Genomic DNA, 14,644 nt, shown 5'->3' on the forward strand with positions numbered 1-14,644 from the left:
CTTCAAATTGACGTTCTAATCGATGAGGAGCTACAACTGGTTCCGCACCATTGATATATTTCTTTTTCTTACGACGTACTTTCGAGAGTATGTGGTATTTGTTCATGATTCGTAATACTTTTTTATGATTGACACATAGCCCCATTTTTTGAAGAGTGGCGGTCACTCTTCGATACCCATATCGTAATTTATGCTTAAAACAGACAGTCTTTACTTTCTCTTCTATGTCGTCTTTAGGGCGTTCTGTTGTCTGTAACCAACGATAAAATGTGGAACGTGGTAATTCTAATATGTTACACAGTTCTTGTACGGTTACTTTTGTTTTTAATTCATTCCATAGAGTGATAACGGTATGTGGTTTCAGCTCCATTCGATTTCCAGATACTTTCCCCATACAAGTAATTTCGTTCTCAAGTGTTTATTTTCTAATCGTAGCTGTTCCAACTCACTTAGCTCTTCTGGCCCTTTTCCATAAGAATATTGTTTTCCTACAGGTTGTTGAAAACGATGCGTTTGATCTGTACGATACCATTTCATCCATGTCTTAATTTGGGAAACATTTTTAATTCCGAGTGTTTCCATAATGGTACGATTTGAATAACCATCCTTTTTCATCTCAATCACTTTCCACTTTATTTCTTCTGGGTAATGTACTCTTTCTTTCAAATGAAAAACACCTCCGTTGAATTTGCATACTTAGTATGCGAATTCAGGAGGTGTTTTTTTCATGTACCACTATTCGGGTTCACTTCACAGTTTGCTTGGTTTTTTCTGTTAAACAGTAGGAGATTCATTAGATACAAAGATGTCTTCATGTTTCTTAGTAGTACTTAAAACGAATTTATGTTGTAGCAATTGTAGTTTAAACAACGCTAAAGGATCATGATACGTTTCTGGATTGCTTCTTAGCGTTGCTAATGTTTGTTCATCTTCCTGTATCTCAAATTGAGCAGTTTCTACATTTTGTTTCAATATACTAAGTGGATCTTTAAAGAACATCATGATATCGCGTTCTAATGCCCCTTCAAATACTTCAAATTGAAGGAAGAATTGTTTTGAGATTGCTTGAGCAATTTCTGTATAGTCTTCCGTTTCAATATATTGTTTATATTTGTTGGCTAGCATAGATTGGTTTTTCTGCATATTACCAAATAGTTTTCCAGCACTTTTTAAGAAAAATTGTGTCGGTGTAAAGCGTAATAAAATATTGATGTTTGTTACTGTAATTCGATTCGTCATTCGTACAACATCTCGATTCCAATCATCTAATAATTTGAAATCACAAGGAAGTTTCATACGTTCTTCTTTATAGAGTTTATTGAAAGTTTCACTCATTTCATCTAAATAAGCTTGTGCTTGAATAAATTCAGTGTGTGCTGTTTCAATCCAATTTTGAATAGATCCAGTAAATTTAGGAAGAAGTACTTGTTGTACATGTTTTTGAATTCGTTCGTTCATTGCAGTGTTTAATTCTTCATGAACTAATTTGAAATCACTATCTTCTTGAACAAGGTCAGAGCAGCTCTGTAATAATTCCGGAATTTGAGAATGTATATCTTGTGTAATTTCTTCTTTCGTTAATAGATAAGATTCTGTAATCGAACGAATTTTATCTTTTTCAAGAGCAGTAAGATTGTTAATAAATCCATTAAGTTTTACTGATATATGTTTATTCCAGCGTACTGCTTTCACTAATGTATTTTCTAATTCTACACGCTCATTCACAAGGTATGCGATTGTCTTTTGAGTAAACCATATTAGTTTTTCTATACGTTCTTTTTCCATGTTGCGTTCTGCCAGATTAGAGAGAACAGACTCTGTTACATCTCCAAGTTGCTGGCTACTCTCTTGTGAAGGAGAGTATGGGAAGAATTGTGCATTTGGGAAATGAACTTTAATCTTACTAATTAGTTTTTCATTAGCAGTTGTATTATTTGTGTGTAATACGAAATGAATTTGTAAGTTTGGCACCTGTTCACGTAAATAAAGTAATGAATCAAGTTCTTCACCATGTAATGGTGAAGCGGAATTTAATACGTAAATGAGGCTATCTGATGCTTGTAAGTATTCAAAATATGAGCTGTTTTTATCCAACTGTCCCTGAATAGATGGTGTAACAAGAAATGCAAACTTATTTTTTCTTAAAAATCTACTTGGTAGCTTAATTTCTATACATTTTTTTTCAAGTTCTAACTGGGAAGATGTAGCCATTATTTGATGTAATTCATCAAAGTTCGGTATATTTCGTACATCTAACTCATTGAATTCTGTTATTTCAGTTTGGCTATCGTCTTTAAATAAAATAGGAGTTGTTAAAGTCTCAGTTAAGATGTTCTCTCCTAATATTGAATTGACGAATGACGCTTTATCATGGTCACTAGTTCCCGCTATTAGTAGTTGTGTAACATTTAAATCGCATAGTTCATGGACGAGTAGCGTAAATTGATGGCTTAAATCTACATCATTTTTCTCGGCCCACACAGCAATTGTTTCGAATAAATGAGAAACGGTTTCCATATTTACATTTGCTTCAGCTGATGAATTAGAAAGTAAGGCACCAGCACTTTTTACGAGTAATGATTCTAAAGTTGTAGGTGAAACTTCATTCCATGCTAACACTGCCGCAGAGACAATTAGAGAATCTTTTGCTTTCATTAAACTAAACCAATTTGTTAATAAATCAGGTACAAGTCCTTGTAATTCATGCATAAAATGTTCACCAGTAATTAATGCAAAGTAAGTCTCTTGATAGCGAGAAGAGATTTCATACCAATCATCATTATTATCTGTTTCAATATGTAAGAATAAGTGATTTATCGTTTGAATCCAAGGTAGATACAATGTGTCATCTTGATAGCTATTCCAAAGAGCAATAACAAGTTCTTTAAATTGTACTTGATCAATTGTATATAAAGCTTTTAAAGATTCATAGAAATATTCTGGTTTAATTTGTTTAGTAAATCCTTGGTTCACATAATTGATTAAAGTATCGAACCAGTGTAATGAGTTTGTTCGAATTCCTTCTTGAACTGCAAGTTCGATAGCGTTATTCCAATCTTCTTGTTTTTCATAGAAAGAGCGAGCAATTGCAGTAATATTTGGATAGTCAGGTTGAAATGCAACAGCCTCACTAATGGTTTTAAATGCTAGCCCTAAACGATCTTGTTCGATATAAAGAGAAAGGAGTTGTAAGGAAACTTCCATCGTAAGAGTTGTATCTTCTGTTTGAATGGATTGATAAATTTCTTCTGCTTTTGGTAAGAAGCCTAGTTCAAAATAAGCATCTGCAATATTTTTGGTTGCCCAAAGTGCAAGGCCGTTATTTACTTTTTCCCACTTAAATATGGCTGCTTCAAAATCTTTATTTTGGTAATAAAGTTCACCTTGAGCAAAGCGGATATTAGAAATGTTGGAGAATTCATTTTGGGATTCATTTATATATGCTTCACCGAGTACTTCCGATACTGGAGTAGAAGTTTCTTCTGTTAAAAATGTTTTATAATAAACTTTTTGTATAAATTGATTTTCAATGGTCATGTTCGTTCCCCCTGTATAATTTAGAAAAATGATGTTGTATGTAAAAGGGCGCATGTTCTTTTAATAGGTAGAAGTTGCATTATATAGACCAAACTATGTTTTTGCTAGATATATCATTTTTCCTGAGAGTTAAACCGTTGCTAAAAATAACTTTCCTTTATTGTAACAAAAAAACAAGCATATGAATTTTTATTTTTTAATCCCGCTATTTGCGGGCAGTAAACGCCCAATTGGTGAAGGCTAATAATCATTGGAGGATGAAGAAAATCCCCACTGATTAAAGTTTCACTTTATCTCTCCTAAAGGAATGAATAGAAGTAGAGTTCGTTATAAAAACAATGTATATTGAATATGTATACCATGTTTGTCTTAAAGATAGAACGGGCACAATATGGAATAACGATCGTGCATAGGATGTGTCTTCCGAATGGAACAACATATTGGCGAGTTAATCGCGCATTATGGGTATTTTGGAATTATTATAGCTTTGGCTGGTGGGATTGTCGGATTACCGATACCAGACGAGTTTTTATTGACCTTTGTTGGTTATAATATTTCAAAAGGAGTTATGTCAGGGGCAGCTGCGTTTCTAAGCGGGATGGCGGGTGCGATGTTAGGTATTACATTAAGTTACATATTAGGTTTAAAACTGGGTCTTCCTGTTTTAAAAAAATATGGACCGAAAATTAGAATTAAAGAACATCACATTGAAAAAACACATATTTTATTTGAAAAATACGGCCCATTTCTTTTAATGATTGGTTACTTTATACCAGGAGTACGTCATTTAACAGCATATTTTGCTGGAGTTTCGAATTTAACATGGTGGCGTTTTTGTTTATATGCTTACGGCGGTGCACTCATTTGGATAAGTGTTTTTATCGGACTTGGCTGGAAGCTAGGAGAGAAGTGGCGCTTCGTTGAGTATAGTTTACATCATTATGGAATATGGATTTTAATCATTTCAGCAATTGTTGCATGTATTGTATGGTTTTACATAAAGAAAAAGAAAAACCGCTATTAGCGGTTTTTTAGCTGAAAGCAATAAATAGTACACCAGCTGTAATAAAGACTACACCAATACCAGTCATAAAGTTTAACTTTTCACCTAATATAATCATAGCGAGAATAATGGAAAAGACGACACTTAATTTATCGACAGGGGCGACTTGTGAGACTTTTCCTGTTTTTAAGGCAAGAAAATAAAATAGCCATGAAGAAGCACCTGCAACCCCACTTAATGTGATAAATAGCAGTGCTTTTTTATTTAGGAGTACGTCGCCTATATTTTGGGATTTACCTTGAATAATAATAACTCCTATCATAAATAATGCCATAATAATAGATCGAATCGTGGTTGCAACATTGGCATCGATTCCATCTAAACCAATCTTTCCGAAAATAGATACAAAGGCAGCGGCGACTGCTGATAATAGTGCGAATAATAGCCAAGAACTCATAGTAAAATTCCTCCAATCGTACATTATTATACATGAAAATCATTCTCATGTATAAAGTGAAGCTTTAATCAGTGGGGGTGTGTTCATCCCCCACTGATTATTAGCCTTCATCAATCGGGCGCTTACGGGCAGTTGATCCCCTACCTAACTTCTTTGTTCCACCTGAATTTTGAGGTGGGAGTTTTACTTCCCACAAATAGCGGGATAAATAACGAAATAATCCCCACCTTATTTTTTTAATAAGGTGGGGATTAGTATACTACTCTGCAATTTCCTCATATAAAAAGTACGTTACATTATAAATATGCTCTACTTCATCGTCCGTCATAAATAATAATTCGTCACGTTCAATTCCTTTTTTCTTTTCAATAAACTCAATCATGTTTTTTCGTTCTTCTCTTTTCATCAATTTTATTTCCCCTCTCAATCTGTTTTAATACAGTTTATTTAAGTTACTGCTATTATATAACAGAATCTTTAGAAAGTTCCACCTATTTTATTGTTTTTTTAGTGGAACTTTTCGACAAAACAAGCCCACCTAAGGGGGCTTGTTTTCACTTTATAGTCGTAAAAACTCGGGCTCAGTCGTACCAGCACCATCGATGTAATAAATTGTGTCGGGATTGATTTTTATTAGTACGTAATTAGGGTCTTCGGCACCAAGTAACCATCGTTTTAAGCTGTTATTCCAAAACTTATTTTTTAATGTTGAGTCTTCTTCGATTGAAGCTAAGCCTTCAACTTCAATATAGTCTTCATCTAATTTTTTTCCTTCTCGTCCGAGTAGTACATGTACATTTGGATTGTTTTCAATATCTGTTATCTTTTTTGATTTTCGATCTGTTGCAACATATAACACAAAATCTTCGTGGAAAAACATCATAAAGGCGCTATGTGGTTTATCGTTACGTACAGTTGATAACACACCAGTTCTTTGTCCGTGAATAATCGTCGCGATTTTTTCTTTTAAGTGCATACTTTTAACCTCTTTTCATAATTTTCTTCGTTTAAACAAGATAATTTAAATATCTTTCATACTGTTTTCTTCAATCTGATTTTTTAAACGTAATTGTGATGAAATGGGACAAGTTAGGAGAAGAATAATAATAATAGCGAGGAGAACTACATACGATGAAAGGATGGAAAGCATGTTTAATAAAATATTTCTTACAGTAGCACTTATAGGTGTACCACTTTCTGTACTCGGAAAAACAATGCATTGGCCCCAAACAATTATGTTTGCTGTATATTGTATTACTATTATCGCATTAGCGGGCTTTATGGGGAGAGCAACAGAAAGTTTGGCAATTGTTTCTGGTCCTAGAATAGGGGGATTATTAAATGCTACTTTCGGTAATGCCGTCGAACTGATCATTTCAATTTTTGCACTTCAGGCAGGGTTAATTGAAGTGGTGTTAGCCTCTTTAACAGGTTCTGTACTTGGAAATTTATTACTAGTAGGAGGGCTATCTTTCTTTGTAGGAGGGCTTAAATACAAAAGACAAAGTTTTAATGTGTATGATGCAAGGCATAATTCAGCTTTATTAATATTTGCTGTTGTCGTAGCTTTTGTTATTCCAGAGATTTTTTCGATGAAGATGGATGCTGGAAAGACATATCAATTAAGTATCGGTGTTTCTATTATTATGATTATTATGTACCTTGCTGCGTTACTATTTAAGTTAGTTACGCACCGCGGTGTATATCAACATAAGAGTGATGAAGTAGCGCATGAGGAAGAACCAGAGTGGTCGAAAGGTAAAGCTTTACTCATTTTAGCAATAGCAACAATTGCAGTAGCTTATGTGTCAGAGGCACTTGTGCATACATTTGAGACAGTTGCAAAGTCGTTTGGCTGGTCAGAGTTATTTATAGGGGTTATTATCGTTGCAATTGTTGGGAACGCAGCAGAACATGCATCTGCAATTATTATGGCTTATAAAAATAAAGTAAATATTGCAGTTGAAATTGCAGTAGGTTCTACATTACAAATCGCTATGTTTGTTGCTCCGGTATTGGTACTGCTTTCCGTGTTTTTTGCACAAAAGATGCCTTTAGTATTTACAATACCAGAACTTGTTTCCATGATTACAGCCGTTTTCTTAACGATTGCGATTTCAAATGATGGAGATACAAACTGGTTTGAAGGAGGAACACTTTTAGCAGCGTATATCATTATGGGAATTGGTTTTTATTTATTATGAAAAATAGGCATAACAATTGTGTTGAGAGAAAACAATAAACAAAGTAGTATATATACCTATTTGTAGGAAGGAGCCAGACAGGTGAAACGAGTATACAGCATATGTCTCTCAACTATGGTCTCGTTTATTTTATTATTTCCTAACAGTAGTTTTGCAAAGACAACGGTAGAAACAAAAATGCCTTCATCTGTTTTAAATATTTCAAAAGACAATACGTTTCCAAACGATGCGCAAGATATGCCTCGTTTGCAGCCAAGTAAGTTTGCTCAAGAACTGCTGAAAACAGCCAATATTAAAATTGAAAATCCTGATTTAATTCGAATGTTTAATGAAACAACAATTTCAAATGCGCCGCTTGCGGTAGGGTACCGTGCGAAAATTTATTTAGGCCAATGGGCTTTAAATTATGAATCGATAGATACATCAATTAATTGGGAATATAAGCAAGTGAATCGCAATGTGTATGATAATCGCGGAGGAGACCGTTTATATCCACTTCGTTATAAGCAAGAAACGCAAAGGACAGTTGAGGGTGATTTAACAGCAGACATGAAAGATGCCACAGATGTGAAAAAAATGATGCTCCTAAAAGCACTTGAAAAGGTACAATTGCCCCTTTCGTTTAAAACGACTATTGGTTATGGAACGGGACATGAGCGTGTGTACAATATTAGTCCGAGTCAACTCGGGTATTTATACGCTTATACACCAGCGGTAAATGAAAAAGGAAAAGTGACATTTGGAGAAGTGTACCTTGTGTTAAAGGGAAATCAAAAAAGGCTTGTTGTAAAAAATATTACTTCTCAAGGAATTGGAGCAGCAATTCCAATTCATGATCATTTATATTTTAAATTCATTTCTTCTTCTCACTCGCAATAACATGAAAAACGTCAGCTTATAAGCTGACGTTTGTTATTTATAATGTAATGTGTGATTTTTTTGATAAGAAATCTTCTGTTGGATAGTAGCTGTTTTTTACAAGAACATTTGGTCCAAGGCATTTTACTGCAGGACAGTGACAGCTTAATGATTTTGCTGTTTTTGAAGCACTCCATTTGTCATAAGCTTCTTGTAGTGTGTGTGTTTGTATGTTACCTAGAAGCGGAACGTCACCGAAATCGGTCACGATAATGTTTCCATCAAAAATATTGACGTTTAAACGAGAACGACCGTCTGGATCATTACGGACAGTTACATTTTTGCTTTCTTGTAATTTTTTAAATGTAGCTACGTCTCGCTCGTCATCGCTGCAAGCGTAAAAAGGTAATGTCCCGAATAACATCCATACATTTTCATCGCGAATTTCTAGCAAATGCTCAATTGCATCACGAATTTCAGCTTTTGTTAAAATTTCTAAATTGCTCGCGAAGTCACTTGGATACATTGGATGTACTTCGTGACGTTTACAGCCCATCTCTTCAACAATTTGACGATGGATATGTTCAATATGTGGTAGAGTTCTTTTGTTTAACATCGTTTCGGCTGATACGAGTACACCTGCATCTGATAATGCTTTACTATTTGTAATCATTCTTTCAAATAATTTTGCACGTTGTTCATACGTAGGTTTACGCTCCATCATTGCAAATCCGCCTTCAACGAAGTCATCAATTGTTCCCCAGTTATGAGAAATATGCAGTACATCTAAATAAGGAATAATTTGTTCGTAACGTGCTAAATCTATAGTTAAGTTTGAGTTGATTTGAGTGCGAACGCCTCGGTCATGAGCGTATTTTAAGAGTGGTGTTACATAGTTGTCGACGGATTTTTTTGAAAGCATAGGTTCTCCGCCAGTAATACTTAAAGAACGTAAATGAGGAATCTCATCTAATCGTTTTAATAAAAGATCCATCGGAAGCGGATTTGGGTCTTTCGGCTGTAACGTGTAACCAACAGCGCAATGCTCACAGCGCATATTGCATAACGTTGTCGTTGTAAACTCAACATTTGTTAATAGTAGTTTGCCGTACTCTTCAAGGTCCATATACGCTTCCCATGGATCGTAAGAAGGAGTAATCGGCTTCATTTTTTGTGATATCGTCATATGAAATACTCCTTTGACTATTGAAATAACAATTTGTCCATTCTCTATAATAGAAGAATATGTACTTTTTATAAAGTGAAACTTTTTAGCGGAAAAAGAGAGAGGGCTTACATTATAGCGGATGACCGTGACAAAATTGATAAAATTTCATGCCCATAGCAATCATTTTTGCGGTATAATAAAAGCAACTCGAATTAAAAGGAGAGTGCCTTTATGGGAAAAGCAATTCAAGATAAAGATTCACAATTAGTATATTTAAAAGAGCGTTTAAATATGTTCATTGAAGTAATTGATACAATTGAACCTGAGGAAGTAGAGTTAGAAGATGTAGATCGTCTTCTTGCGATGTTAGATGAATTAGAACTGAAATGTGAGCAATTTAAAAAAGACGAATAATATATTAAAAGGGCTGCCAATACAAATTTGGTAGCCTTTTTCTGTACGGATAATAGAAGGACGATAGAAAAAAAGGTATAATCAAGTTGTGAAAAATTTCATTTAACCTTTAATGGCGTGAAATAAATAAAAAGCTGAAGAGTGTAATAATGGAATTTTTATCTCATAACGTTTTGGTAGCGTTCACAATTGAGGGGGAAGTAACAATGGAAAAGCTTCAAGAAAGCATGTATCAACTAATTGTTGAAACGTCAACGAACTTACCGAAAGATGTTCGTCGTGCAATTCAACAAGCAAAGGAACGAGAGAATGCAGGGACTCGTTCTGCGATGGCACTTGGCACAATTACAAATAATATTAAAATGGCAGATGATAATATCTCGCCGATTTGCCAAGATACAGGGATGCCAACGTTTAAAATTTATACACCAGTTGGTGTGAATCAATTAAAACTGAAGGAAGCTATCTATAGTGCGCTTGAGCGGGCGACAAAAGATGGTAAACTTCGTCCCAACTCTGTTGATTCTCTTTTTGGAGACAATAGTGGAAATAATTTAGGACCAGGTACACCAGTTATTAAGTTTGAGCAATGGGAAAAAGATTATATTGATGCACGTTTAATTTTAAAGGGCGGCGGTTGTGAGAATAAAAATATTCAATATAGCTTACCGTGTGAATTAGAAGGACTTGGACGCGCAGGTCGTGATTTAGAAGGAATTCGTAAATGCCTTCTTCATGCAGTATATCAAGCGCAAGGTCAAGGCTGTAGCGCGGGGGTAATCGGCGTCGGTATCGGGGGAGACCGCACATCAGGTTACGAATTAGCAAAAAATCAATTATTCCGTACATTAGATGATGTCAATCCGGTACCAGAGTTACAAAAACTTGAAGAGTACGTATTAGAGAATGCAAATAAGCTTGGCATTGGTACGATGGGATTCGGCGGAGAAACAACTTTACTTGGTTGTAAAATTGGCGTATATAATCGCCTGCCAGCTAGCTTCTATGTATCTGTTGCGTATAATTGTTGGGCATACCGACGTCTTGGCGTAACGATCCATCCTGAAACAGGAGAAATTATGGATTGGTTATATCAAGAAGGTGACGATACACTTCAGCACGAAGCACAAGAAAAAACAGAGCAACGTGAGATTGTACTGCAAGCACCAATTACAGAAGAGCAAATTCGTGAACTTCGCGTTGGTGATGTTGTAACAATTAATGGCATGATGTATACAGGGCGTGATGCAATCCATAAGCACTTAATGGATAACGATTGTCCAGTAGACTTAAATGGACAAGTTATTTATCACTGTGGTCCAGTTGTAGTGAAAGACGAGAATGACAATTGGCAAATTAAAGCAGCAGGCCCAACGACAAGTATTCGTGAAGAGCCATACCAAGGTGATATTATGAAGAAGTTCGGTATTCGTGCTGTAATTGGTAAAGGCGGTATGGGTGCAAAAACATTAGCTGCTTTAGAAGAACACGGTGGTGTTTACTTAAATGCCATTGGTGGCGCAGCACAGTATTATGCGGAATGTATTAAAGAAGTGAAAAATGTTGACTTCTTACAATTCGGTATTCCAGAAGCAATGTGGCATTTGCGTATTGAAGGCTTTAAAGCAGTTGTAACGATGGACTCTCATGGGAATAGTTTGCATGCTGATGTTGATAAAACATCACTTGAAAAATTAGCGAGCTTTAAAGAGCCAGTATTTAAGTAAATAAAAATGCATCTCGAATGATTCGAGGTGCATTTTTTGGCATATATAGAAAAACATGTTCAGCATGAAAGAAAGTAAGGAAACAGAAACTACAGGTACGATTATATATGGAAAGGAGACTATTTATGAAATATAAATGGTTATATATAGGTCTCATTTTTTCAATTATGATGGCACTTGTTCCAGTTTCAACATTTGCTTATACGAATACCCCACATAACTGGGGAATCCCGCGTCCTAAAAATGAAACAGTACCAGATGCAGGGAAGTTATATACAGAATTACTACAAAAAAATGGTGGTTTTTACTTAGGAGATACGAAGAAGAAAGACATTTATTTAACATTTGATAATGGATATGAAAATGGCTACACAGGACAGATTTTAGATGTATTAAAAGAGAAGAAAGTGCCAGCTACTTTCTTTGTAACAGGGCATTATATTAAAACGCAAAAAGATTTATTATTACGAATGAAAGATGAAGGACATATTATTGGAAATCATTCTTGGAGTCATCCTGATTTCACAGCAGTCAATGATGCAAAACTTCGTGAAGAATTAACGAGTGTAACGGAAGAAATTAAAAAAGTAACGGGTCAAAAAGAAGTGAAATATGTACGTCCTCCGCGCGGCGTATTTAGTGAAAGAACATTAGCTCTTACGAAAGAAATGGGCTATTATAATGTATTTTGGTCACTCGCATTTCTGGATTGGAAAGTAGATCAGCAAAGAGGATGGCAATATGCGCATAATAATGTAATGACGATGATTCATCCAGGATCTGTTTTATTACTTCATGCGATTTCAAAAGATAATGCAGAAGCACTTGCAAAAATCATTGATGATTTGCGCGAGAAAGGGTATCATTTTAAAAGTCTAGATGACTTAGTAAAAAGCAATCAACCGTAAGCATGTATGCTTGCGGTTTTCTCATGCTATAATGATGTGTAAAAAGGATGGGGAAACGTATGTGGAGCGAACATGTTACATTAGAGTATCCGTACCACTTTGAAGAAGTGCTAAAGCGTTTATCTTTTGACCCATTAAACGTTATTCAATTAGATGAGAAAGTCATGTATATTCCGCTTTGTATAGACGAAGAACAGATTGTTGTTCGTTTGCAAGGGATTGGTACCGTTCAAAATCCACAGTTTTGGATTTCTAGTCAGACAGGAGATCCAGAGAAAGTAATGAAACGAATGAGGTCTATCTTTCATTGGAATGATTCGTTTCAAGATATACAAAATCATTTTTTAAACACATCATTACGTCCACTATTTGAAATGTATGCCTATACTCCAATTATTTTAGAATTCGATTATTTTGCGTGTTTACTTCGCTGTATCATTCATCAACAAATAAATTTGAAATTTGCTACTGTGTTAACAGAAAAATTTGTAAAACGATATGGAACAGAGAAGAACGGTGTATTCTTTTTCCCCACTCCGGAAATAGTAGCAAATATTTCAATAGAAGAATTGAGAGAGCAGAAGTTTAGTCAGCGGAAGGCTGAATATATAGTAGGATTAGCAAAACATATTGTTCGCGGTAAATTAGATTTAGCGAGTATAGAAACCAGGGCGGAAGAAGAGGTTTCGGCACAATTGTTACCAATTAGGGGGATTGGTGCATGGACAGTGCAAAACTTTTTAATGTTTGGGCTTGGACGGAAAAATATGTTTCCAAAAGCAGACATCGGAATTCAGCGCGCAGTGCAAAGTATATTTCAATTAGATGATAAACCAGATGATGCATTTTTAGAAAACGTGAAACAAGAGTGTGAACCATACTGCAGTTATGCAGCGTTATATTTATGGAAAAGTATAGAGTAGAGGTGTAATAATGATACAAAAGCAACATGAGAGTAAGTTGGAAGTTGGTCAAACGTTTCCTGTGACAATTAAACGTCTTGGGATTAACGGAGAAGGCGTTGGTTATTTTAAGAGACAAGTTGTTTTCATTCCAGGGGCATTACCAGGAGAAGAAGTTGTTGCTGAAACAACGAAAATTCAGCGTGGTTTCGCTGAAGCAAAAGTGAAAAAAGTTCGTAAATCGTCACCACATCGTGTGAAAGCACCATGTCCAGTATATGAGGAGTGTGGTGGCTGTCAGCTGCAACATTTAGATTATAAAGAACAATTAAATCAAAAGCGTGATATCGTTGTACAAGCATTTGAGAAGTACATGAATAACACTTTGGAAGAGAAAATTCGTCCGACACTTGGCATGGAAAATCCATGGCATTATCGTAATAAGAGTCAATTACAAGTGGGGCGTAAAGACGAGAAGGTTATTACAGGATTATATAAACAAAACTCACATCAGTTAATTGATATCGCCCATTGTATGATTCAACATAAAGCAACGAATGAAGCGACAAAAGTTGTGAGACGTATATTAGAAAAATTAAATGTTTCTATTTACAATGAGAAAAAACAAAAAGGTTTAGTACGCACAATTGTAACACGTACGGCAGTTCAAACAGGGGAAGTGCAAGTTACACTTATTACAACAAAAGAAGAGTTGCCAAATAAAGAACAATTTATTGCAGAAGTACAAAAACAGATGCCAGCTGTTAAATCAATTATGCAAAACGTAAACTGGCGTAAAACATCTGTTATTTTTGGTGATAAAACATTTAAATTAGCTGGAAAAGAAGTAATTCAAGAAACACTTGGTGATTTATCATTTGAATTATCAGCACGTGCATTCTTCCAGTTGAATCCAGAACAAACAGTTGTGTTATATGATGAAGCGAAAAAAGCAGCGGCTTTAACAGGTAATGAGAAAATTGTAGATGCGTATTGTGGTGTCGGTACAATTGGTCTTTGGCTTGCGAATGATGCAGCGGAAGTACGCGGTATGGATGTAATTCCAGAAGCGATTGAAGATGCAAAGAAAAATGCAAAACGCCACGGATTTACTAATACGAAATATGAGGCTGGTAAAGCGGAACAATGGTTACCAAAGTGGGTAAAAGAAGGATGGCGTCCAGATGTAATTGTTGTCGATCCACCACGTACAGGTTGCGACGATAAATTATTGGAAACAATTTTAAAGGTACAGCCGAAGCGAGTTGTATACGTATCGTGTAATCCTTCATCGTTAGCACGTGATGTGAAGGCATTAATGAAGAGCTATGAAGTGGAATATGTACAACCTGTTGATATGTTCCCGCATACAGCTCATGTAGAAAATGTAGTGAGACTTGTTAAAAAGTAAAGTTTATTTATATTCCCTCATGATATGAGGGAATATTTTCTATGAAGGAGAATAC

At 35.3% G+C, this 14,644-nt stretch carries 13 protein-coding genes and 1 pseudogene; 8 read left to right on the top strand and 6 right to left on the bottom strand.

Going from position 1 to position 14,644, the window contains the following annotated elements:
- Positions 1-666 (bottom strand): annotated as a pseudogene (locus MR065_RS20835) (IS3 family transposase); the annotation flags it as partial.
- A gap of 108 nt (positions 667-774) precedes the next feature.
- Positions 775-3,537, bottom strand: coding sequence for a tetratricopeptide repeat protein (locus MR065_RS20840; RefSeq protein WP_242214944.1), 2,763 nt, complete (start codon positions 3,535-3,537; stop codon positions 775-777).
- A 427-nt stretch (positions 3,538-3,964) separates the two neighbouring features.
- Here MR065_RS20840 and MR065_RS20845 point away from each other — a divergent pair, with 427 nt between their 5' ends.
- On the top strand, positions 3,965-4,561 hold the full coding sequence (locus MR065_RS20845; protein ID WP_242214945.1) for a DedA family protein: 597 nt from the start codon (positions 3,965-3,967) through the stop codon (positions 4,559-4,561).
- 7 nt (positions 4,562-4,568) lie between these two features.
- Here the strand turns inward: MR065_RS20845 and MR065_RS20850 are convergent, their stop codons facing one another.
- The 3 genes from MR065_RS20850 to MR065_RS20860 all read right to left on the bottom strand — a co-directional run bounded on the left by MR065_RS20850 (position 4,569) and on the right by MR065_RS20860 (position 5,973).
- Positions 4,569-4,997, bottom strand: a complete 429-nt coding sequence (locus MR065_RS20850) for an EamA family transporter (RefSeq protein ID WP_242214946.1) — start codon at positions 4,995-4,997, stop codon at positions 4,569-4,571.
- Positions 4,998-5,256: 259 nt separating this feature from the next.
- Positions 5,257-5,403, bottom strand: coding sequence for a BH0509 family protein (locus MR065_RS20855; protein WP_000817786.1), 147 nt, complete (start codon positions 5,401-5,403; stop codon positions 5,257-5,259).
- Positions 5,404-5,556: 153 nt separating this feature from the next.
- Positions 5,557-5,973, bottom strand: a complete 417-nt coding sequence (locus tag MR065_RS20860; RefSeq protein ID WP_097903395.1) for a pyridoxamine 5'-phosphate oxidase family protein — start codon at positions 5,971-5,973, stop codon at positions 5,557-5,559.
- A gap of 172 nt (positions 5,974-6,145) precedes the next feature.
- Here MR065_RS20860 and cax point away from each other — a divergent pair, with 172 nt between their 5' ends.
- Positions 6,146-7,201 (top strand): calcium/proton exchanger, encoded by a 1,056-nt coding sequence (cax, locus tag MR065_RS20865; RefSeq protein WP_141436307.1) that lies wholly within the window; start codon positions 6,146-6,148, stop codon positions 7,199-7,201.
- 81 nt (positions 7,202-7,282) lie between these two features.
- On the top strand, positions 7,283-8,080 hold the full coding sequence (locus MR065_RS20870; protein ID WP_097903397.1) for a YfkD famly protein: 798 nt from the start codon (positions 7,283-7,285) through the stop codon (positions 8,078-8,080).
- A gap of 37 nt (positions 8,081-8,117) precedes the next feature.
- On the opposite strand, the gene yfkAB is transcribed toward MR065_RS20870, so the two are convergent.
- A complete protein-coding gene (yfkAB, locus tag MR065_RS20875) occupies positions 8,118-9,245 on the bottom strand; it encodes a radical SAM/CxCxxxxC motif protein YfkAB (protein WP_242214947.1) in 1,128 nt (375 codons plus the stop codon).
- 213 nt (positions 9,246-9,458) lie between these two features.
- Here yfkAB and MR065_RS20880 point away from each other — a divergent pair, with 213 nt between their 5' ends.
- From MR065_RS20880 to rlmD, 5 genes are all read left to right on the top strand, one after another.
- The gene (locus tag MR065_RS20880; protein WP_002174720.1) at positions 9,459-9,641 is read left to right on the top strand and encodes an SE1561 family protein; all 183 of its coding nucleotides are present in this window, start codon (positions 9,459-9,461) and stop codon (positions 9,639-9,641) included.
- A gap of 206 nt (positions 9,642-9,847) precedes the next feature.
- Positions 9,848-11,368, top strand: coding sequence for a class I fumarate hydratase (gene fumA, locus MR065_RS20885; RefSeq protein ID WP_097903399.1), 1,521 nt, complete (start codon positions 9,848-9,850; stop codon positions 11,366-11,368).
- A 125-nt stretch (positions 11,369-11,493) separates the two neighbouring features.
- A complete protein-coding gene (pdaA, locus tag MR065_RS20890) occupies positions 11,494-12,276 on the top strand; it encodes a delta-lactam-biosynthetic de-N-acetylase (protein ID WP_097903400.1) in 783 nt (260 codons plus the stop codon).
- A 59-nt stretch (positions 12,277-12,335) separates the two neighbouring features.
- Positions 12,336-13,199, top strand: coding sequence for a DNA-3-methyladenine glycosylase family protein (locus MR065_RS20895; protein ID WP_242214948.1), 864 nt, complete (start codon positions 12,336-12,338; stop codon positions 13,197-13,199).
- A gap of 10 nt (positions 13,200-13,209) precedes the next feature.
- Complete coding sequence (rlmD, locus tag MR065_RS20900; RefSeq protein WP_098990319.1) at positions 13,210-14,589, top strand: 23S rRNA (uracil(1939)-C(5))-methyltransferase RlmD; 1,380 nt, start codon at positions 13,210-13,212, stop codon at positions 14,587-14,589.
- The last annotated feature ends 55 nt before the right edge of the window (positions 14,590-14,644 follow it).

This window comes from Bacillus cereus group sp. BfR-BA-01383, assembly GCF_022663495.1.
GTDB classification, from domain to species: Bacteria; Bacillota; Bacilli; order Bacillales; family Bacillaceae_G; genus Bacillus_A; species Bacillus_A cereus_AU.